Origin of the sequence: Streptomyces meridianus (assembly GCF_023703325.1) — a bacterium.
GTDB lineage: Bacteria > Actinomycetota > Actinomycetes > Streptomycetales > Streptomycetaceae > Streptomyces > Streptomyces meridianus.
The window spans coordinates 297,439-318,166 of the sequence record NZ_JAMQGM010000001.1 but is presented as its reverse complement, the minus strand read 5'-3'; the positions used below and the strand labels follow the sequence as shown (position 1 = coordinate 318,166).

The 20,728-nt window shown below is 70.0% G+C and carries 20 protein-coding genes and 2 tRNA genes; 8 read left to right on the top strand and 14 right to left on the bottom strand.

Annotated features, from left to right (window positions below):
• Positions 1–9: 9 nt before the first annotated feature.
• A complete protein-coding gene (locus M1E25_RS01360; protein WP_251408048.1) occupies positions 10–1,002 on the top strand; it encodes a hypothetical protein in 993 nt (330 codons plus the stop codon).
• A 62-nt stretch (positions 1,003–1,064) separates the two neighbouring features.
• On the opposite strand, the gene clpX is transcribed toward M1E25_RS01360, so the two are convergent.
• From clpX to M1E25_RS01335, 5 genes are all read right to left on the bottom strand, one after another.
• The gene (gene clpX / locus M1E25_RS01355; protein ID WP_251408046.1) at positions 1,065–2,351 is read right to left on the bottom strand and encodes an ATP-dependent Clp protease ATP-binding subunit ClpX; all 1,287 of its coding nucleotides are present in this window, start codon (positions 2,349–2,351) and stop codon (positions 1,065–1,067) included.
• A 207-nt stretch (positions 2,352–2,558) separates the two neighbouring features.
• Positions 2,559–3,215, bottom strand: a complete 657-nt coding sequence (locus tag M1E25_RS01350; protein WP_251408043.1) for an ATP-dependent Clp protease proteolytic subunit — start codon at positions 3,213–3,215, stop codon at positions 2,559–2,561.
• A 93-nt stretch (positions 3,216–3,308) separates the two neighbouring features.
• On the bottom strand, positions 3,309–3,914 hold the full coding sequence (locus tag M1E25_RS01345) for an ATP-dependent Clp protease proteolytic subunit (protein ID WP_251408264.1): 606 nt from the start codon (positions 3,912–3,914) through the stop codon (positions 3,309–3,311).
• Between the two features lie 315 nt (positions 3,915–4,229).
• Entirely contained in the window at positions 4,230–5,621 is a 1,392-nt protein-coding gene (gene tig, locus M1E25_RS01340; RefSeq protein WP_251408040.1) for a trigger factor, read from the bottom strand.
• A 132-nt stretch (positions 5,622–5,753) separates the two neighbouring features.
• A tRNA-Pro gene (locus tag M1E25_RS01335) sits at positions 5,754–5,830 on the bottom strand.
• Between the two features lie 132 nt (positions 5,831–5,962).
• Between M1E25_RS01335 and M1E25_RS01330 the strand changes: the two genes are divergently transcribed.
• A tRNA-Gly gene (locus M1E25_RS01330) sits at positions 5,963–6,036 on the top strand.
• A gap of 66 nt (positions 6,037–6,102) precedes the next feature.
• Here M1E25_RS01330 and M1E25_RS01325 read toward each other — a convergent pair.
• Positions 6,103–6,738, bottom strand: a complete 636-nt coding sequence (locus M1E25_RS01325) for a site-specific integrase (protein WP_251408037.1) — start codon at positions 6,736–6,738, stop codon at positions 6,103–6,105.
• Between the two features lie 176 nt (positions 6,739–6,914).
• A complete protein-coding gene (locus tag M1E25_RS01320; protein ID WP_251408034.1) occupies positions 6,915–7,229 on the bottom strand; it encodes a hypothetical protein in 315 nt (104 codons plus the stop codon).
• Between the two features lie 89 nt (positions 7,230–7,318).
• Here M1E25_RS01320 and M1E25_RS01315 point away from each other — a divergent pair, with 89 nt between their 5' ends.
• The 3 genes from M1E25_RS01315 to M1E25_RS01305 all read left to right on the top strand — a co-directional run bounded on the left by M1E25_RS01315 (position 7,319) and on the right by M1E25_RS01305 (position 9,631).
• Entirely contained in the window at positions 7,319–7,732 is a 414-nt protein-coding gene (locus M1E25_RS01315) for an SHOCT domain-containing protein (RefSeq protein WP_251408031.1), read from the top strand.
• A gap of 543 nt (positions 7,733–8,275) precedes the next feature.
• Positions 8,276–9,088 (top strand): hypothetical protein, encoded by an 813-nt coding sequence (locus M1E25_RS01310; protein ID WP_251408029.1) that lies wholly within the window; start codon positions 8,276–8,278, stop codon positions 9,086–9,088.
• A gap of 174 nt (positions 9,089–9,262) precedes the next feature.
• The gene (locus M1E25_RS01305) at positions 9,263–9,631 is read left to right on the top strand and encodes an arsenate reductase family protein (protein ID WP_251408026.1); all 369 of its coding nucleotides are present in this window, start codon (positions 9,263–9,265) and stop codon (positions 9,629–9,631) included.
• Between the two features lie 3 nt (positions 9,632–9,634).
• Here M1E25_RS01305 and M1E25_RS01300 read toward each other — a convergent pair whose 3' ends face one another.
• Positions 9,635–9,829 carry a hypothetical protein gene (locus M1E25_RS01300; RefSeq protein WP_251408022.1) on the bottom strand — a complete coding sequence of 65 codons (195 nt, stop codon included), beginning with the start codon at positions 9,827–9,829 and terminating at the stop codon, positions 9,635–9,637.
• 640 nt (positions 9,830–10,469) lie between these two features.
• Here M1E25_RS01300 and M1E25_RS01295 point away from each other — a divergent pair.
• Positions 10,470–11,675 carry an acyltransferase family protein gene (locus tag M1E25_RS01295; protein ID WP_251408020.1) on the top strand — a complete coding sequence of 402 codons (1,206 nt, stop codon included), beginning with the start codon at positions 10,470–10,472 and terminating at the stop codon, positions 11,673–11,675.
• A 117-nt stretch (positions 11,676–11,792) separates the two neighbouring features.
• On the opposite strand, the gene M1E25_RS01290 is transcribed toward M1E25_RS01295, so the two are convergent.
• From M1E25_RS01290 to M1E25_RS01280, 3 genes are all read right to left on the bottom strand, one after another.
• Positions 11,793–12,731, bottom strand: coding sequence for a CpaE/TadZ family protein (locus M1E25_RS01290; protein WP_251408017.1), 939 nt, complete (start codon positions 12,729–12,731; stop codon positions 11,793–11,795).
• Between the two features lie 492 nt (positions 12,732–13,223).
• A complete protein-coding gene (locus tag M1E25_RS01285; protein WP_443735582.1) occupies positions 13,224–14,330 on the bottom strand; it encodes a type VII secretion integral membrane protein EccD in 1,107 nt (368 codons plus the stop codon).
• Positions 14,331–14,361: 31 nt separating this feature from the next.
• Positions 14,362–15,468 (bottom strand): PP2C family protein-serine/threonine phosphatase, encoded by a 1,107-nt coding sequence (locus M1E25_RS01280; RefSeq protein ID WP_372500493.1) that lies wholly within the window; start codon positions 15,466–15,468, stop codon positions 14,362–14,364.
• Positions 15,469–15,676: 208 nt separating this feature from the next.
• Here M1E25_RS01280 and M1E25_RS01275 point away from each other — a divergent pair, with 208 nt between their 5' ends.
• On the top strand, positions 15,677–16,906 hold the full coding sequence (locus M1E25_RS01275; RefSeq protein WP_251408009.1) for a GNAT family N-acetyltransferase: 1,230 nt from the start codon (positions 15,677–15,679) through the stop codon (positions 16,904–16,906).
• A 13-nt stretch (positions 16,907–16,919) separates the two neighbouring features.
• On the opposite strand, the gene M1E25_RS01270 is transcribed toward M1E25_RS01275, so the two are convergent.
• Both M1E25_RS01270 and M1E25_RS01265 read right to left on the bottom strand, forming a co-directional pair.
• Positions 16,920–17,747: an Fpg/Nei family DNA glycosylase gene (locus M1E25_RS01270; protein ID WP_251408006.1), complete on the bottom strand. Its 828-nt coding sequence runs from the start codon at positions 17,745–17,747 to the stop codon at positions 16,920–16,922.
• Positions 17,748–17,820: 73 nt separating this feature from the next.
• On the bottom strand, positions 17,821–18,309 hold the full coding sequence (locus M1E25_RS01265; RefSeq protein WP_251408003.1) for a ribose-5-phosphate isomerase: 489 nt from the start codon (positions 18,307–18,309) through the stop codon (positions 17,821–17,823).
• 162 nt (positions 18,310–18,471) lie between these two features.
• Between M1E25_RS01265 and M1E25_RS01260 the strand changes: the two genes are divergently transcribed.
• Positions 18,472–19,899, top strand: coding sequence for an amino acid permease (locus M1E25_RS01260; protein WP_251408001.1), 1,428 nt, complete (start codon positions 18,472–18,474; stop codon positions 19,897–19,899).
• An 86-nt stretch (positions 19,900–19,985) separates the two neighbouring features.
• On the opposite strand, the gene M1E25_RS01255 is transcribed toward M1E25_RS01260, so the two are convergent.
• Entirely contained in the window at positions 19,986–20,585 is a 600-nt protein-coding gene (locus M1E25_RS01255) for a biotin transporter BioY (RefSeq protein WP_251407998.1), read from the bottom strand.
• Positions 20,586–20,728 lie beyond the last annotated feature (143 nt).

Here is a 20,728-nt window from a genome sequence, read left to right as displayed (position 1 = left end):
AGGATCCCCATGAGCCACAACGAGCCCGGGCCGTACGGCGGTCAGCCGCAGCAACCGCACTACGACCCGTACGGGGACGGTTACCAGCAGCCCGGACCGTACGGCGGTCAGCCGCAGCAGCCCCACTACGACCCGTACGGCGACCCGCAGGCGGATCCTTACGGACAGCAGCAGGGACAGCCCGGCTACGGCTACCCGCAACAGCCACCGCCCGAACAGCCGGGCTACGGCTACCCCCAGCAGCCGCCTCCGCAGCAGCCCGGCTACGGCTACGGCTACCCGCAGCAGGAAACGGCGTACGGCTACCCGCAGCAGCAACAACCGCCACCGCCACCGCAGCAGGACCCCTACGGTGAGCAGCACAGCCCGTACGGACAGGAACAGGCGGAGTGGGACGCCCCCGCGGAGCGCAGCAGCAGCGGCAGGACCATCGGCATAGCCGCGGCCGCGGTGTTCCTGCTCGTGATCGTCGGCACCGTGGTCTGGTTCAGCGGAGGCGGCGGCGCGGGCGGGAACGGGGACGGCTACACGCTCACCACCCCGGCCAAGGTCATGGGCGGGGAGTTCAGCAAGAACCAGGAGCAGAGCGAGAAGATGCCCAAGTCCCAGTCCGGGGACGACACCGGCATCAGCGACGCCACCTCCGTCTCGGCCGTCTACACCAACGACAAGGCCCAGTTGTCGTTCGGCGGAGCCTACGGCGACGTGACGGACCCATCAGCGGCGGTGGACCAGATCATCGCCGGCGGACCGTTCAAGGACACCAGGGTCACGGCTCAGAAACCCGCGGGGTTCGACGGCGACGTCATGAAGTGCGGTGAGCTGGACATGGAGGTCTTCAAGACGCCCTTCTGCGTCTGGGGCGACTCGAGCACCGCAGCTCTCGTGATGTACTCCCCGACTCCCAAGGCGGCGACGGACGGCAAGATCTCGACCCCGTCGGTCGGCGACTGGGCGGAGACGACGGCGAAGTTCCGCAAGGACGTGCGCGTCAAGGAGTAGCCGGCACGGACACCGAAGGGGCGGGCCCGGGAAGCTCCCGGACCCGCCCCTTCGCGGATGTCCTATGCGCTCTTCTCGTGGCGCTCACCCTTACCGATGGACCGCGACTCGCGCGGCACCAGGGTGGGGTTGACGTTCGAGTGCACGACCTCTTCGGTGATGACCACGCGTGCGACGTCCTTGCGGGACGGCACCTCGTACATCACCGACATCAGCACCTCTTCCATGATGGCGCGCAGACCCCGCGCGCCGGTGCCGCGCAGAATCGCCTGGTCGGCGATCGCCTCGAGCGCGGGCCGATCGAAGTCCAGCTCCACACCATCGAGTTCGAAGAGCCGCTGGTACTGCTTGACGAGCGCGTTGCGCGGCTCGACGAGGATCTGCAGCAGGGCCTCGCGGTCGAGGTTGTGCACCGAGGTGATGACGGGCAGCCTGCCGATGAACTCGGGGATCATGCCGTACTTGACCAGGTCCTCCGGCATGACGTCACGGAAGTGGTCGGAGGAGTCGACCTCGTGCTTGGAGCGGATCGTGGCACCGAAGCCGATGCCCTTCGCCCCGGCGCGGGCCTCGATGAGCTTCTCCAGCCCGGCGAAGGCACCGCCGACGATGAACAGCACGTTCGTCGTGTCGATCTGGATGAACTCCTGGTGCGGGTGCTTGCGTCCGCCCTGCGGAGGCACCGAGGCGGTGGTGCCCTCGAGGATCTTCAGCAGCGCCTGCTGCACGCCCTCGCCGGAGACGTCACGCGTGATCGACGGGTTCTCGCTCTTGCGGGCGACCTTGTCGATCTCGTCGATGTAGATGATGCCGGTCTCGGCCTTCTTGACGTCGTAGTCGGCGGCCTGGATCAGCTTCAGCAGGATGTTCTCGACGTCCTCGCCGACGTAGCCCGCCTCGGTGAGCGCGGTGGCGTCGGCGATCGCGAAGGGGACGTTGAGCATCCGGGCGAGCGTCTGCGCGAGCAGTGTCTTGCCGGAGCCCGTGGGGCCGAGCAGCAGGATGTTGGACTTCGCCAACTCGATGCCGTCCTCGCGCCCTTGGCCGTTCTCCCCGGCCTGCACTCGCTTGTAGTGGTTGTAGACCGCCACGGACAGCGCCTTCTTGGCGGCCTCCTGCCCGACGACGTACCCCTCGAGGAACTCGGAGATCTCACGGGGCTTGGGGAGTTCCTCCCACCGCACCTCGGAGCTCTCCGCGAGCTCCTCCTCGATGATCTCGTTGCAGAGGTCGATGCATTCGTCGCAGATGTAGACACCGGGACCTGCGATGAGCTTCTTCACCTGCTTCTGGCTCTTCCCGCAGAACGAGCACTTGAGCAGGTCGCCGCCGTCACCGATGCGTGCCACGAGGTGCTTCCCCTTCGCCTGGGATCCGCCCTGTTCGACGAACCCTGGTGCCTGACTTGGGTTTCCGGGGGAGCCGCATCGCTCGGTCGCTGCCTTCTGCAGCGGCTGCCGTCAACGGCGAAGGCCCCAGGCCCAATACGACGGTACCTTGCCCGGCCCCCGGTTCGGGCCCCCCTTGGGCCGACTCGGCCCAAGGGGGTCGGAACGTCACATGGTCACGGTGGAACTCTTGCGGGTCGAGACGATCTGGTCGATCAGGCCGTACTCGAGGGACTCCTCGGCCGTGAGGATCTTGTCGCGCTCGATGTCGTCGCGGATCTTCTCCAGCGGCGTGGTCGAGTGCTTGGCCAGCAGGTCCTCGAGCTGGGAGCGCATCCGAAGGATCTCCTGAGCCGCGATCTCCAGGTCGGAGACCTGGCCACGGCCCGTCTCGCTGTACGGCTGGTGGATCAGCACGCGGGCGTTCGGCAGCGCCATCCGCTTGCCGGGCGTTCCCGCGGCCAGCAGCACGGCTGCCGCGGAAGCCGCCTGGCCCATGCAGACCGTCTGGATGTCGGGCTTCACGAACTGCATCGTGTCGTAGATGGCCGTCAGCGCGGTGAACGAGCCGCCGGGCGAGTTGATGTAGATCGAGATGTCGCGGTCCGGGTCCATCGACTCCAGGCACAGCAGCTGCGCCATGACGTCGTTGGCGGAGGCGTCGTCGATCTGCACGCCCAGGAAGATCACGCGCTCCTCGAAGAGCTTCGCGTACGGGTCGTACTCGCGCACGCCCTGAGAGGTGCGCTCCACGAAGCGCGGGACGACGTAGCGGGACTCTGCCGCCGGGCCCTCGTAGAGGCCGCTGCCGGGGAAGTTGTTCATGTCGGTGTCACCGTCCTGGTGGCGTTCAGTGGACTGGAGTGCCCCGGCCTGCGGTGGCGGGCGGGGGAAGGTCGCCTGGGGGTGGCGCGGGGATCAGGCCCCGGTGCCGCCTCCGCCCGGAACGCCCATGGCGGACGCCATGACCTCGTCGACCAGTCCGTACGCCTTGGCCTCCTCGGCGGAGAACCAGCGGTCGCGGTCGGAGTCGCGCGTGACCTGCTCGACGGTCTGGCCGGTGTGGAAGGCGGTGAGGTCCGCCATCTTCTTCTTGGTGCGCAGCAGCTGCTCGGCGTGGATCTTGATGTCCGAGGCCGAGCCGGCCAGGCCGGCGGAGGGCTGGTGGATCAGGATCTCGGCATTGGGCAGCGCGAAGCGCTTGCCGCGGGTGCCGGCGCTCAGCAGGAACTGGCCCATCGAAGCGGCGAGGCCCATCGCGATGGTGACCACGTCGTTCTTGATGTACTGCATCGTGTCGTAGATCGCCATGCCGGCGGTGATCGAACCGCCCGGGCTGTTGATGTACAGGTAGATGTCCTTGTCGGGGTCGGCGGCAAGGAGGAGCAGCTGCGCCGTGATCCTGTTGGCGATGTCGTCGTCGACCTGCTGGCCGAGGAAGATGATGCGCTCGTTGAGGAGCCGGTTGTACACCTGGTCGCCGAGGCCACCACCGATGGACGGCTCGCCGGCGGCGGAAGGCATCAGATTCGTCACGTATCCACCTGCTCGTCTCTGACGGCAACGGGCCGTCTCAGCGTCTTCTTCTCGGGCACGGGTTCGGTTTGCCACCGACGGTTCTCCGTCGCCCCGCGGCGACTCCCCTGCCCTCGTATCTACGGACCCTAACGCGCAGGTCGGACAACACCATCCCGCACGGAGAACTGTTCGCTGTGAGCGCAGGCTTCGGGCCCCTCCGGACATGCCGGTGGGCCCGGTGCGGCACCTGCCGCTGTCGCGGCCTGTGCGGCGCGTCCGGGCCCACCGTACGGGTGAAGGCCTCCGGGGACTCGGCCCCGCCTACTTCTCCTCGGCGGCCTTGTCCTCGGCGCTCTCGGCGTCCTCGGCGTCCGACGCCTGGACGGTCTCGGCGGTCTCGTCCTCGTCGTCGAGGTCCACGGTCTCGCCGTTGCTGTCGACGACCTTGGCGGCCTCGACGACGACCGCGAGCGCCTTGCCGCGGGCGACCTCGCCGACGAGCATCGGGACCTGGCCGCCTTCGACGACGGCCTGGGCGAACTGGTCGGGGCTCATGCCGGAGGACTGCGCACGGCGCATGAGGTGCTCGGTGAGCTCCTCCTGGCCGACGGACAGCTTCTCCTTGTTGACGAGCTCGTCGAGGACGAACTGGGTCTTGATGCCCTTCTCGGCCTGCTCCTTCAGCTCTGCGTCGAAGTCCTCGGCGGACTTGTCCTGCATCTTGAGGTAGCCCTCGAGGTCGAGCCCCATCTGGCCGAGCTGGTGGTGCTCGAGGTTGTGCTTGCGGGTCTGGACCTCGTCCTCGAGGAGCTTCTCGGGGATCGGGACCTCGACCAGCTCGAGAAGCGCGTCGAGCACCTTCTCCTGGGCCTGGGTGGCCTGGTCGTACTTCTTGGACTGCTCGAGGCGCTTGCGGCTGTCGGCGCGCAGCTCGTCGAGGGTGTCGAACTCGCTCGCCAGCTGGGCGAACTCGTCGTCCAGCTCGGGCAGTTCACGCGACTTGACGGCCGTGACGTCGACCTTGACCTCGGCCTCGCGGCCCTCCGCCGAGCCGCCCTTGAGTTCGGAGGTGAAGGTGGCCGTGCCGCCGGCCTCGAGACCGGTGACGGCCTCGTCGATGCCCTCGAGCAGCTCACCGGAACCGACGGTGTAGTCGATGCCCTGCGCGACGCCGTCCTCGAGGACCTTGCCGTCGACGCTGGCCTCGAGGTCGACGGTGACGATGTCGCCCTCGGCGGCGGCGCGCTCGACCGGCGACGTCGAGGCGAAGCGCTCGCGAAGCTGCTCGACGGCCTTGTCGACCTCCTCGTCGGAGACCTCGATCGGATCGACGGTGACCTCGATGCCCGAGAAGTCCGGGATCTCGATGGAGGGGCGGATGTCGACCTCGGCGGTGAAGGCCAGCAGCTCGCCGTCCTTCAGCTCGGTGATGTCGACCTCGGGCTGACCGAGCGGGTTGAGCTCACCCTCATTGACGGCCTCGGTGTAGAACTTCGGGAGCGCGTCGTTGACGGCCTCTTCGAGCACGGCCCCGCGGCCGAACCGCTGGTCGATGACGCGGGCCGGGATCTTGCCCTTACGGAACCCCGCCACCGTGACCTGCTGGTTGATCTTCTTGTACGCCGCGTCGAGGCTGGGCTTGAGCTCCTCGAAGGGCACCTCGACAGTGAGCCGAACCCGGGTCGGGTTCAGGTTCTCCACGGCGCTCTTCACGGTTCGGTCTCCTTGGGGCTGACTTCTGGGATTTCGCTGACACTCAGCGGATTGGGCCCGGCAGAGAGACACACGGGCACACAGCTTGCATAGTAACCGCAAGCACGACGGGCCCCACAACGCGATCTTGCATGGTCGGGGTGGCCGGATTCGAACCGACGGCCTTCCGCTCCCAAAGCGGACGCGCTACCAAGCTGCGCCACACCCCGCAGGTGCGACACGTAGGGTACATGCCCGTACGCTCAAGAGCCGTCGCGTTCCGTGCGGGACAGCGAACGTGCGGGAAGGCCCCCCGACCCGCTACGATGCATGCCGTGCCGCAGCCGTGATCGGCCGCGCTCGCGGGCGTAGCTCAATGGTAGAGCCCCAGTCTTCCAAACTGGCTACGCGGGTTCGATTCCCGTCGCCCGCTCCACACGGCATCGGGCCAGGTCGGAGGATGTTTCCTCGACCTGGCCCGATGTGCTTCCCAGAGGCTTGATCAGCCGCCCGTGCCATCCACGTGCCAGTCCTGTGCCGAGACCTCTTCGCGGGGTGCCGCAGCAGCCTTCCTGGCCTGGCTCACGAGTTGACTCACCGAGTCGGCGATCAGCCGGTCCCGTTCAGCGCTCGCGTGCTGGTAGATCAGCGCAGCCCTGGCCGTGCTGTGGCCCATCCTGGCCATCAGCTCACAGGTGCTGGCACCGGTCGAGGCCGCCAGGGTGTTGCCCGTGTGCCGGAGGTCGTGGAAGCGAAGGCCGGAGATGCCGGCCCTTTCGCACGCCTGGTGCCAGAGCCGGTTGAAGTGGTTGCGGCGCGGGGTAGCGCCCTTGCCGCCGATGAACACCCGGCCTTCCGAGCCCGGCTCGGCGAAGTGCTCGAGGTGCGCGCGCAGATCCGGGAGGATCGCCTCCGGGATGGACACGGTTCGCTTGCCCGCTTCGCTCTTGGGAGCCTTGATCTCCCGCTGCCCGTTGGTCAGCTCGGCGACGGCCTGGCGCACGCGGACGGCTCGCCGGTCGAGGTCGATGTCCCGACGGCGCAGGCCGATCAGCTCGCCCCATCGCAGGCCGAGGAAGCCCGCCATGAGCACCAGGGCGCGGTAACGCGGCTGGACGGCATCGGCGATGGCGAACACCTCGTGCACGGTGGCTGTCGGCGCTCGGGGACCGGGGTGGCGCTCGCGCCTTTGATCTGGCAGGGGTTCCGCCGGATCATCTGGTCTTCCACCGCAGTGGCGAGTACCGCCCGCAGCAGCGCGTACGCCTTGGCGACGGTGGATGCCCCGGTACCGGCACCGAGTCGAGCGGCTCGTCAACGACGCACCGCAGCGGGCGAGATGTCGGCGACAGCCACTCCCCCGAAGGTCGGGGCGAGGTGGAGCCGCAGCAGCGACCGGTACAGCTCGGTGGTCCGCGTGGTCAGTCCGCGCTCCTCGATCCAGGCAGCCGCGTACTCCCCGAAGGAGACCTGCCCGGCGTCAGGGTCGCGCCAGGTCGGTGCCGATGGCGGCCGCAGTGTCAGCCACGGCCGCCGGAGCCACAGGGAAGCGGGGCACTGGTGACCGCCCTGGCAGTGTTCCGGGTGCGCTGACCACCAAGATCTCAGGAACGCAGGCGGGCTTCGCACCGGGACGAGCGGCCCCCCGGTCGCACATTCGCCGACGGTGAAGCACGGTGGAAATGTGCCATACCGGTACATGCCAACGTGGAGGCGAGATGAACAATCACGTGAATCTGGCGTGGGACTTTCCGCTCCTCAGCGCCTTCCTGGTGACCGTATGGATCTTCCTCTGGGTCATCTGGCTGGTGCTGCTGATCCGGGTCATCGGCGACATCTTCCGTGACCACGATCTGAGCGGGGGAGCCAAGGTCGGCTGGCTACTCTTCGTGATCGTCCTCCCGTTCCTCGGCGTCTTCGTGTATTTGACGAAGCGCGGAACGGAGATGGCGAAGCGGGAAGAGCTTCGGTCACGGAGGAGTCAAGAAGAGGCCGACGCGCAGGTCCGAGCCGCCGCAGGGACCGGGGGAACAAGCGGGGCGGACGAGCTGACCAAACTCTCGGACCTCAAGGCGCGTGGCGAGATCACTGACAGCGAGTTTCAGCAGGCCAAAGAGAAGATCCTCCACTGACCACGTGGGCCGACCCGTTCACGTGCCCTACGCGTGCCCGTACGAGGGGGATCATGCAGACAACCACGGGGAACCACGGTGCATCAGGCGGCGTCATCGCAGGATGCGTTTCCTCCCCGAGCTGAAGCACGGGGTATCCACGCAAGGAGTGTGGGATGAAAAGCAGCAGCCTGAGGCGCACCGGGAAGGATCATGAACGATTCGGACACACCCGACAACGGCGTCCCCCCGGACTCGGAGACGTCCGGAGCATCGGGCAAGGATGCACGCGAGCAGGGCGGCGATGGGGCGGAAGCGAACCGCGGGGGCCCGGCATCGCGGGGCCGCCCCCGTCGGCGTCGCACCTTGGCCACCTTCGCCGGCGCCGTCGGGGCCACCTTGATCAGTCTTGTGTTCATCGCCTCTTTCATGGGTGCCCTGCATGCTCCGGGCCCAAGAGCCCTGCCGATCGGAGTGGTGGGCAGCCGGACGCAGGCCTCGGCCCTGAGTGACAGCCTGGAGCGGGAGCGCCCCGGCGGTTACACCGTCAGGAGCTACCCGACCGTGCAGGCAGCACGTAACGCAATCCTCGAGCGCGAAGTGAACGCCGCCCTGGTGCCTGCGACACCCCGCCACGTGCTCGCGGTGGCCACCGCCAACGGTTCAGCGGCTACGAACGCCACGGTCGCCGACGCAACCGCCGTTGCTCGCGCGGACGGCATGCAACTCGCCGTGCAGAACGTCCGCCCCTTGCCTCCCAACGATCCTCAGGGCCTGTCGCAGGTGTTCTTCGTGATCGCGCTGCTCGCACCGAGCCTGGTTTTCGCCAATCTGCTGGTGACACGCTTCGGCAAGGTCATGCACCCGTTCGGGCAGCTGCTCGCGATCGCCGCTTATGCGGTGCTCGTCGCCGCGGTCGCCACCGCGCTCGCCGACCCGGCGATCGGGGCGCTGACCGGTGCCCCCTGGGGGCTGTTCGGCATCGGCACCCTGCTGGCGTTCGCCGCCACCGCGACGGCCGCCGCTGCGGCGCGGTGGGCCGGAGGCCTGGGCTACCTGCTGGTGTTCCTGCTGTTCATCCCCGTCGGTGTGGCCTCCTCGGGCACGACACTCGGCCCTCACATGATCGCCCCGTGGTATGCCGACCTCGGCAAGGCCCTTCCCGCCGGATCGGCCCTTCCCGCCATCCAGAACACCGTCTACTTCGACGGCAACGCCATCACCACCCCGCTGCTGATCCTTTCCGCCTGGGCACTGGCCGGCGCGGTTGCGCTGGCCCTGGTCGCGGTCTTCCATCCGCCCACGCCCGGCAGCCGCAGGCAGCACCCCGGCCGCCCCGCCGCCGGCAGTGGCCCTGCTGCGGACGCCCGGACCTGACCGTCGGTTCCGCAGGACACAGCGGCGAGGGCCTGTCCCGGACCAGGCACCGGGCAGACGACCTCCCCGGCGCCGCCGGACCCACGATCTCCCGCCGGCAACGCCGCAAAGGCGGCCTGCCTGCGCTCCGGGGGCCGCTTCCGGCAGGGGCCGCGGCTGGCTAATCTTCGCGGCATGGAGATCTGGGTGAACCCTGCTTGCTCGAAGTGCCGCTCGGCCGTGCATCTGCTCGACGCGGAGGGCGCGGACTACACGGTCCGCCGCTACCTGGAGGACCCGCCGAGCGCGGACGAGATCGGGGCCGTCCTCAAGCGGCTCGGACTGGAGCCGTGGGACATCGCCCGCACCCAGGAGCCGGAGGCGAAGGAACTGGGGTTGGGCGACTGGTCCCGCGAGCCGGCGGACCGTGACCGGTGGATCGGGGCGCTGGCCGCGCACCCACGTCTCATCCAACGACCGATCATCACCGCGGACGACGGCACAGCTGTGGTCGGGCGCAGCGAGGACGCGGTACGCGACGCCCTCGAGCGCGGGAAGGCGTGACCGTCAGAAGGTGATCTGGCTGATCGTGTCCGTTATCGAGTTGAGGAACCGGTTGATCGACGGTGCCATGTTGGTCGAGGCGAGGAAGAAGCCGAACAGCGCTGCGATGATCGCGGGACCCGCTTTGAGCGAACCACCCCGAATCATCACGATCAGGACGATCGCCAACAGGACGACTACTGACAGCGAAATGGCCACAACTCATCACACCCTCGGTCGGAACGCTTTGCCGGCCTGAGGGCGTGCAGCGCCGCACACCCCCGCCAGATCCATGGTGCCACCAACAGGCCCCGGGTATGCGCGGGGTGACGAATCGTTGGTCAACGGTCGACGGGCCGCCCGGAGGCCGCCGCCTGCCACTGCGAGGCGGGGGCGGGCACCGCGACGTGTGGGTGAATGAATTCCCCCATCACGGAGACCCTCGAGACGCGTTCGTTTCCTCATGCACGGGTCCGCGACGATCCTCATGCACGGGCACGCAATGCCAGCCACATGTGACGACGGACACCAGGAATGCGAATGGCATTCCGAGTGCATCAACATGTCGACAAAATCACCCACATCGGACGTCACGTTCGGCTGATGTGGGCTGATATGACTACATCGAACATGGTGAAGCCGGACAAAGCCTCCAGGTGCTGTCATCGCACCCAACAATTCGAAGAGCCCCATGAATGCGCGGGATGGGGGTAGCAGAACCCTTCACGAGAGGAGAGGTGAAGGTTTTACGGCGACGACCTTCCAACGCTATGGTGCCTCAGATGTTCCACGCTGCCCCGACCCCCGAACGCGCAGTGAGGTCCGAGATCGTCTCCCCCAGTCTTTGGTGGGATGGTCTGTGACGAACAGCCTGCGCCCCCATGGTTATCAGAGGGTTCCGCTCCCCCCGGCCCGGGACGAGAACCCTGCGGATCGTGCCTACCGGCCCGACGAGGCGGACGAGAGTCCCAAGTCCTCCAGCGGCACGGCCGGCAGGGACAAGCCCAAGCAGCGCAACGCGTTCTTCGACAACGCGAAATACCTGGCGATCGTGTTCGTGGCCTGCGGCCACGCCTGGGAGCCGCTGACCGACAGCAGCCGGGCAGCGGAAGCCCTGTACATGGTCGTCTACACGTTCCACATGCCGGCGTTCATCATCATCTCCGGCTACTTCTCCCGTAGCTTCGACATGCGGACCGACCGGCTCAAGCGGCTGGTCACAGGCGTCCTCGTGCCGTACGTGATCTTCGAGATCGTGTACAGCTTCTTCAAGCAGTACGCGGACGACGACCCCACGCACCCGATCAGCCTGCTCGACCCGTGGTACCTCACGTGGTTCCTGGTCGCGCTCTTCGTGTGGCGGCTGGCCACCCCGCTGTTCAAGATCGTGCGCTGGCCGGTGCCGCTCGCCCTGGGCATCGCGGTACTGGCCTCGATCTCGCCCGACATCGGCGACGACCTCGACCTCCAGCGGGTGCTGCAGTTCCTGCCGTTCTTCGTCGTGGGTCTGGTCATGAAGCCGGAGCACTTCGAGTGGGTGCGGCAGCGCTGGGTCAAGATCGCGGCCGTTCCGGTGTTCGCGGTGGCCACCGTGTTCGCCTACTGGGCGGCCCCGCGGATGTCGTCCGCGTGGTTCTACCACCGCGACAGCGTCCAGGAACTGGCTGCGCCGTGGTGGAGCGGCATCGTGATGACGCTCGCTCTCTTCGGCTGCTCGCTCGTGCTGACGGCCTGCTTCTTCGCCTGGGTCCCCAAGCGCACCATGTGGTTCACCGCGCTGGGCGCCGGAACGCTGTACGGCTACCTGCTGCACGGCTTCCTGGCCAAGGGCTCCCGCTTCTGGGGCTGGTTCGACCATGACTGGCCGCACACCCCACTGGGCGCCATCGCCGTGACGGTCGTCGCTGCCGTCGTGGTCACCGTCCTGTGCACCCCGCCGGTGCAGCGGATGTTCCGCTTCGTGATGGAGCCGAAGATGAACTGGGCGTTCAAGCGGGACGCGGCCGCCCAGGCCCGCGATCGCGCCGGGACCCCTCCCCGCAAGGAAACCGCTCGGGCCCACTAGGTCCTGCCCAGGACCTTGGGCCCCGGGCAGCGCGTGCAACCGGTCCGGGTGACGGAAGTGTTCGTCGTCACCCGGACCGTTTCTGTCGGAGGAAACCGCCGCGGTCGGAGCTCCGGCTCAACGCGGCCCGTGCACAGCGCGGTTGACGAGTTCTGCGGCCAGTTCCCCCAGGGCCTCCTGCGTCGCGCTGCCGAGCAGCGCCATGCGGATCGCACCGCCTGCGGCCAGATGCCGGTCGTAGGGCAGCGGCAGCACCCGGACGCCGTCGAGCCGGAGATGGGCCGCCGCGGCATCGAGGTCGATCGTCATGTGCGGGGAGTGCGAGGCGAGTACGACGACGGTTCCGGGAAGCATCAGCGGGCGGGGCAGACCGCCCATCCAGTCGAGCACCGACCGGGTGCTCGTTACGCCCTCCAGCGTGGCCGGGGCGACCAGCACCCGGGCGTGGGCGGCAGCCAGCGCGGTCCGGGCGAGCTCGCTCGGCAGCGTCTCGCAGTCCACCACGGTCATCGCGAAGAAACGGCGCAGGGCCACGACCACCGACCCGTAGTCCGCCGGATCGAGCCGGGCCCCGACCCGCCCCTGGCTGCCGGGCAGCAACCAGCCGCCGTCGGGCAGCTGGACGAGATACCCCGTGACATCGGTGAGCTGCATCGACGGGTCCACGATCCTGGCGAGGTCACCGCAGGTCCACCGGACCACCGGGGCTCCGAGCCGTACCGGCAGAGTGCCGAGCGCCGGATCGGCCTCCAGGGTGAGGACCGGGTCGTGCCGGTAGTGCTCCAGCGTGCGGCCCAGCAGCGCGGAGACGGTCGTCTTCCCGGCGCCGCCCCGGATGCTGGTCACCACGATCTGGCGGCCGTCGCCCACGGGTTGCTGGATGTCCCGGGCCACCCGGGTGGCGATCTCGACCTCGCGGGCCGCGGAGGATCCGACGAGCTTGCGCAGCGATCGTCCGGTGCGCCGGGCCGCGGAGTCACCGTTGAGCAACTTCCCTTGGGCCTGGGCAAGTTCGGGCGCCACGGTGGTGACGGAGACGGGTGTCGCCGTGGGCACGCGGGTCGCCGGCCGGGTCTGCGGGGGAAGGGACGGGGGCGCCCCGGAAGCGGGACCGGCCTGCGCGGCGGATGGCCGGGCCGGTGACGGTCCGGGGCTCACCGGCGGGGACGGCGGCTGCACCGGCGCCGGAGCGGCTTGCGCGGGAGCCGGAGCCGGTCCGGCCGGTCCGGCCGCCGACGGGACCGAGGCCGGGGCCGCCGCCGGTCCGGCCGGTTCCGCGCCCCGGGCGGGAGCCGGGGCGGCCGGGGCGGGATCCTGTGGCATCGGCACGGGAGCCGTCACCGGGGTCTCGGACGACGTCGGGGGCTTGGCAGGAGCCGGGGAGGACCGGGACAGCGCGGCCTTGAGCGGCCGGTCCCAGGGGGACTCCTCGGGCAGCGGTGGCACGCCGGGCACCGGCGTCCACTGTCCGCTGCCTGCCCGGACGACGTCCCCGTGCCGCTCCGATTCCGCCATACCGCTCCCCCTCGGGCTGTTGTCGCTCACGGCTCAGAATGCGCCGGGCAGATGGGTGCCGGTGCCGAACACGCCGACGGCAAGCGGGAGCAGGACGACGAAGCCCGCCGGCTCGGCGAGGTCCATGCCCCGGGACAGACGGGTACGCAGGCGGTCCGGCAGGGTCACGGCCGTCGCCGCGAGCGACAGTACGGCCGCCGCCCCCAGCAGTCCGACCGCCGCGATCGAGGCCTGCGCGTTCGTTTGCATCCACACAGCGACGAGCCTGACCAGGAGTACCACGGCCCCGGCCCGCAACAGCACCACCTCGATGACCAACGGATAGGCCCGGGACCGTGCCCACATCACCACTGCGAGAACCGTCGTGAACAGCACCGCCCAGGGACTCGGCAGCCCTCCCACCAGCCAGCCGGCGGCGGTTGCCGAGGCGGCTGCGACGAGCGCCGCACCGACCAGCCCGCGGTGCGTGACGGCCAGCGCGGCGCCGGCACCGAGCCGGCTCACCGACGCCCCGGCCGGGCGGTTGCCCCAGGCGGCCAGCCCGGCACCGGTCAGCGCGGCCCGCGGCAGCACGCCGAGCACGACCAAGGCGATCACCCCCTGGGCGGCCCCCGCGTGCGCGGGGGCGTCCGTCAGCAGCAGAGTGGCCCACCACAGTGCGGCGAGCCCCGCCAGCGCCATCGCCCCCACCGGGCCGGAACGCCCGACGGGCGAGAACAGGCCGAGCAGGACGAGTGCCGCAGAACCCGCGACCGCGAGCCCGGCCACCCGGCTCGGTGCGGACCACTGGTGCGCGTCGGCCGCCGTCCACACCGCGAGGACCGCCAGTACGCCCGAGGCTGCGGCCAGGGTCGCCGGAGCACCGCGGACGGTCTCGGGGCGGCGGAACAGCAGTGCGGATGCCGCCGCCGTGAGGGCGGCGCATCCCAGCAGCCACCAGGCGACGGCGCCCGGGGCGAACGCGTCACGGGCGAGCAGGGCCGTGACGGCGGTGAGCAGGACGGTGGCCGCGGAACCGGTGATCCGGGCAGTACGGGGGCTCCATCGCCAGGCGGCCGGACCGGCCCCCGGGTCAGCGCCGTCGTGCTTGTCCGCGTCGGCGCTCAACTGCTGCTGCCGAGCCGTTCGTTCCGCCCCCATGCTGGCCACCGGGCGAATTTACCACCGCCGGTCAGTCCCGGCAGATGAGCAGAAGAGCCCGGTCGTCGTTGACGTCCTTGGCCACCGACTCGATCAGGTGCCAGGCGGCCCCGTGGAAGCCGCTGACCACGTATTTGTCGGCCTCACCGGTGAGCCGGTCCAGGCCCTCGGTCAGCTCGCGCTCCGCGGATTCCACCAGCCCGTCGGTGAACAGCATCAGCACGTCCCCCGGCCGCAGCGTGCCCTTCACCGAGTCGAACTGCGCACCGCCGTAGACCCCGAGCAGCGGCCCCTCGCCCGTCTTCTCCTCCCAGCGGCCGGTGCCCGCGCAGAGCTGGAGGCCCGGAGGGTGCCCGGCCGAGAGCAGTTCGTAGTCGCCGCTGTCCAGGTCCAGGACGAGGTGGATGGAGGTCGCGAAGCCCTCGTGCCAGTCCTGGCGCAGCAGATAGCCATTGGCGGCCGGGAGGAAGTCGTTCGGTGGCAGTGACCCGAGCAGGCCGCCGAACGCGCCGGACAACAGCAGGGAGCGGGAGGCCGCGTCCATGCCCTTCCCGGAGACGTCGGTCAGCACGACCTCGAGGGTGCGGCCCCCGTTGGTGCGGGCCGCGACGACGAAGTCCCCCGAGAACGACTGGCCGCCCGCGGGACGCAAGGCCATCTCACTGTGCCAGCCCTGGGGGAGCCCCGGCAGCTTGCTCTGCACCCGGATGCGCTCGCGCAGGTCGAACAGCATGGTGCCGCCACGCCGCCAGGGCACACCGACACGGCTGCGGAACTGGGCCACCACCAGGCCGGAGAAGCCGACGGCGCCCACGACGAGGACGGTCCCGGGCGTCACGCGGTACCAGGCGCCCTCGGCGTACGGCCCGAGCATCAGGGTCTCGACGATCAGCGCCGCAGCGGAGGCGCCGTAGAGCAGGAGCAGGCTTGCGGGCCGCAGCAGCAGGCCGCCGGCGACGATCGGGAGGACGAGTGCCGCGGGCGGGCACCACAGCGGTACGGCCACGGTGGCGGCGGCTATCGCCGGGACGCTCAGGAGCAGGGCGACGAGGGCGATCCAGTCGGATCCGTCGCCGCGGAAGTAGTCGACCCCGGCCTTGCGCAGGCCGGTGCGGGCCCGGTGCATCGTGATGCGCATCCGTGCCGTGAATGTCTCTGCTCTTGCCGTACGTGCCATTGCACCGGGACCCTATCCATCCCGGGCTGCGCTGCGCAGGGGGGATCCCCCAGCTGCCCTCGGAAAACGTTCCGCCCGGCGCCGAGGGCGGCACGGCGGGCCCGGGTCACGCGCCCTCGTGTGCGAAATGCGCTCGCCTGCTCGGACCGGAGTCGGCAGGCTGGAGGCCATGACGACGGAGTTGCGCAGCCTGCGGCCCGACGAGTGGGACCGGTGGTTCCGGATGCTGGAGGTGGCGTTCGGGGGTGTCGCCGAGTCACCTCAGTGGCGGGCCCGGTACCGGGAACTGACCGAGTTCGAGCGGTCGGTGGGGGTCTGGGACGGTGACACGTGCGTGGGGGCGTCCGGGGCGTTCAGCTTCCGTATGACGGTGCCGGGCGGCGCGTCGGTGCCCACTGCGGGGGTCACGATGGTCGGCGTGCTGCCGACGCACCGGCGGCGCGGGATTCTGCGGTCGATGATGCGGCGGCAGTTGGACAACCTGCGGGAACGGGGTGAACCGCTGGCGGCCCTGACGGCATCCGAACCGGTCATCTACGGACGTTTCGGATATGGCGTCGCCAGTGAGCAGTTGAGCGCGGAGATCGACACCGCCCGGGTGCGGCTCGACGTCCCGGAGGGGACCGGGCGGGTGCGGCTGCGCCTGACGGAACCGGATTCCGTGCGGGAGGAGTGCGAGGCCGTGTACGCGGCCGCCGTGCCCACCCGGCCGGGAATGCTGGCCCGGATGCCGGGCTGGGACCAGGTCCCCCTGCTGGACCCCGAACAGGACCGCGCGGGCGCGTCGCCCCTGCAGTGCGTGGTGGCGGAGTCCGGGGGCCGGGTGACGGGCTTCGCCCGCTACGCGGTCCGGCCGGACTGGGACGCGAGCGGCGCGAACGGCGCGGTGCTGCTGCGCGACCTGTACGCGCCGGATCCGGCGGTGTACGCCGCCCTGTGGCAGTTCCTCCTCGACATCGACCTGACCTCCCGCATCGAGGTGCGCAGCAGTCCGGCGGACGCGCCGTGGCGGCATCTGGTCTCGGACGTCCGGCGGTGCGGACTACGGGTTCGCGACGGGGTGCACCTGCGACTGGTCGACGTGGGCAGGGCGCTGGAACTGCGCAGCTACGCACGGGAGCTGGACACCGTCCTTGACGTCACCGATCCGTTCTGCCCCTGGAACGAGGGCAGTTGGCGGCTGGCCGCCGACAGCAAGGGCGCGTCGTGCGAGCGGACGACCGCACCGGCGGAACTCGCCCTGTCCGTGAACGATCTCGCGTCGGCCTATCTCGGCGGGACGTCCCTGGCCGCGCTTGCGGGCACCGGACGGGTGCGGGAGCTGAGGCCGGGTGCCCTGGCGGCGGCGTCGGCGGCGTTCCACAGCGATGTCGCGCCCTGGCTGCCGCACGGGTTCTGAGCCGTCGCCCCGGTCAACCGCCGTGCCCCGGCTGACAGCCGGGGCACCAGAAGAGGTTGCGGGCAGCGAGCGCGGCGGTGCGGATCTCGCCGCCGCAGAGGTGACACGCCTGACGGGCGCGGCGGTAGACGTACACCTCGCCGCCGTGGTCGTCGACCCGCGGCTCTCTTCCCATGGCCCCGGGGGTGTGCTCGGGACGGACCGTGTCGATCCGGTTGTTGCGGACGCCCTCGTGCATCAGTTCGGTGAGATCCGCCCAGAGGGCGTCCCATGCGGTGCGCGTGAGGTCCCGGCCCGGGCGGTAGGGGTCCATGCCGTGCCGGAAGAGGACCTCGGCGCGGTAGACGTTGCCGACCCCGGCGACGACCTTCTGGTCCATGAGCAGGGTGGCGATCGCGGTCCTGCTGCGGGAGATGCGCGCCCACGCCCGGCCGGGGTCGGCGTCGGAGCGCAGCGGGTCGGGGCCGAGCCGGTCGTGTATCGCCTGCTTCTCCCCCGGTGTGACGAGTTCGCAGGCGGTGGGGCCGCGCAGATCGGCGTGGTGCAGCCCGTCGGTTCCGCCGGTCAGGCGCAGCCGGACCGCGCCGACGGGCTCGGGCGCAGGGCCGGTGCCGAACCGGAAGGTGCCGTAGAGCCCCAGGTGGACGTGGACCCAGCCGGCGCCGTCGAAGCCGAGGAAGAGGTGCTTGCCGTGGGCGTCGGCGGCGCTCATGACCCGGCCGTCGAGCAGCGCCGCGGACTCCGTGAACCTGCCCTGCGGGCTGGCCGCACGCACCGTGCTCCCGCCGAAGCGGTGCAGGCAGTCCTGGGCGAGGCGGTGGATCGTGTGGCCCTCGGGCACGGGTCTCTCCGGTCGGCGCGTACGGGCTGACTGTGCCGGCCGCGGCGGTGGGCCGGAACCCGCCGCCGCGCCGTCAGGGCTGCTGCGGGTGGTGGGCCGGAACGGGCGGCAGCTCACCGTTGTTCTCGTAGGTGGTCAGCATGTCGATGCGGCGGGTGTGGCGCTCCTCGCCCGAGTACGGGGTGTCGAGGAAGGTCCGGACGAACGCCGTGGCCTCGTCCGCGGTGTGCATGCGGCCGCCGATGCTGATCACGTTGGCGTTGTTGTGCTCACGTCCGAGGGCGGCGGTCTGCTCGCTCCAGGCGAGGATCGCGCGGACGCCCTTGACCTTGTTGGCGGCGATCTGCTCGCCGTTGCCGGAGCCGCCGATGACGATGCCGAGGCCGTCCGGGTCTGCGGCCGTGCGCTCCGCGGCGCGGAGGCAGAACGGCGGGTAGTCGTCGACCGCGTCGTAGATGTGCGGGCCGCAGTCGACGGGCTCGTGGCCGTTGGCCTCGAGCCATTCGACGAGGTGGTTCTTGAGTTCGAAACCGGCATGATCGGAGCCGAGGTACACGCGCATGCCCCGAAGTGTGGCACGGCCGCGGCGGGGAAAGCGGTGCGGGTGGTCCCTGCGCTTTCCCTGCATGAGACGTACGCAACTATCCGGAATAAGGGGTTCCGTAACCGTTTCACCTGAGTTTCAATGCGAAGGCTCGAAATCCGAGAACCGTAAGGACCGTGCATGAGCGCGCAACCGACGACCACCTCGGTGGACACGTCGCCCGTCACCCCCGGGCATCATGATTCACCCGATGGACTCAAAGCCGGTCTCAAGGACCGCCACCTCTCCATGATCGCCATTGGCGGCGTCATCGGGGCCGGCCTCTTCGTCGGCTCCAGCGCCGGCATCGCGGCCGCAGGACCCGGCATCCTCGTCTCGTACGCCCTGGCGGGTCTGCTCGTCGTCCTCGTCATGCGGATGCTCGGCGAGATGTCCGCGGCCAAGCCGACATCCGGCTCCTTCTCCGCCTACGCGGACCGCGCCCTCGGCCGCTGGGCGGGCTTCACCATCGGATGGCTGTACTGGTTCTTCTGGGTCGTGGTACTCGCCGTCGAGGCGACGGCCGCCGCCACCATCCTCACCGGGTGGATACCGGCCGTGCCCCAGTGGTCCTGGGCACTCATCGTCATGGTGATCCTCACCCTGACCAACCTCGCGTCGGTCGGCTCCTACGGCGAGTTCGAGTTCTGGTTCGCCGGCATCAAGGTCGTCGCGATCGCCGCGTTCATCGTCATCGCCGGCCTCGCCGTCTTCGGCGTACTGCCGGGCACCGACGCGGTCGGCGCGAAGAACCTCACGGGTGCAGGCGGGTTCCTGCCGAACGGGCCCGGAGCCATCCTCTCCGGCATGCTGCTCGTCGTCTTCTCCTTCATGGGCAGCGAGATCGTGACCCTCGCCGCGGGTGAGTCCGAGAACCCCTCGAAGATGGTCCGCAGGGCGACCAACAGCGTGATCTGGCGGATCTCCCTGTTCTACCTCGGCTCGATCGCCCTCGTCGTCACGCTGCTCCCCTGGAACGACAAGTCCATCACGGAGAAGGGCAGTTACGTCGCGGCCCTGGACGCCATCGGCATCCCGCACGCGGGCACCGTGATGGACGCGATCATCGTGACCGCGGTCCTGTCCTGCCTCAACTCCGGGCTGTACACGGCCTCCCGCATGGCCTTCTCCCTCGGCGGCCGCGGGGACGCCCCGAAGTCCTTCGCCCAGGTGAACAAGCGCGGGGTGCCCGCGACGGCGATCTGGGCCTCGGTGGCCTTCGGCTTCGTCGCGGTGATCTTCAACTACACCTCGCCGGACACGGTCTTCCAGTTCCTGCTGAACTCCTCCGGCGCCGTCGCGCTCTTCGTCTGGCTCGTCATCTGCTTCTCGCAGCTGCGGATGCGCCGGATCATCGAGCGCGAGATGCCGGAGCGGCACACGGTGCGGATGTGGCTCTTCCCCTACCTGACGTACGCGACGATCGCGATGATCCTCTTCGTCGTGGGCTACATGACGTACGACAAGGAGGGCCGTCCGCAGATGCTGATGTCCGTGCTCGTCGGCGCCCTGGTGCTGGGGATCGGCCTGGTCGTCGGCCGCAGGCACCGCGCTCGGGCGGCCCGGTAGCCGCACGGTTCCGACCACGGCCGGGGTCCGGGTCCGCCGCAGCTTCGCGGCGGGCCCGGGCCCCGGCTCGGTTTTCCGTGCCGCAGTCAGCCGCGACGGCCGGCCAGCCTCCACGCAGCCGGCAGCAGCCCCATCGCCAGGGCGGCCTTGAGCGCGTCGCCGACCAGGAACGGCAGCAGCCCGGCCGCCACCGCCCGGCCGAGGGACATGTGGGCCGCGAGCGCGAGACACGGCACACCGACCGCGTAGATCACGGCCGAGCCGACGGCCATCGTCCCCGCCGTCCGCAGCACCCCGCGGTCGCCCCCGCGACGCGCCAGCGCACCGACCGCTCCGGCGGCGAGAACCATGCCGAGCACGTAGCCGAGCGAGGGCGCGGCGACTCCCGAGGACCCCCCGGCGAACCACGGCATCCCGGCCATCCCGGCCAGCGCGTAGAGCAGGAGCGCGGCCGGGCCGCGACGGGATCCGAGGGCGGCTCCGACGAGCAGCGCCGCGAACGTCTGACCGGTGACCGGCACCGGCGAACCCGGGACCGGCACGCTGACCTGGGCGGCGAGGCCGGTCAGGGCGGCACCGCCGACCACGAGGAGCGCGTCTCGCGCACGGGCACCGGAGGCGCCGTCGGCGGTCAGCACGTCGGCGAGGACCGCGCCGGGGCGGACGGCGGCATGGGCAGTGCTCATCGGGGGCTCCTGATGGGGAGTTGGACGGGTACGTACCCAGCGACCGTAACCCACCTGTGAACGGTCGTTCACCTTCGCGGTGAACAGCCGGTCCTGCGGCTCGGGAGGCATCCGGACAAGCCCCCGGGCGGCACGGCCGCCGA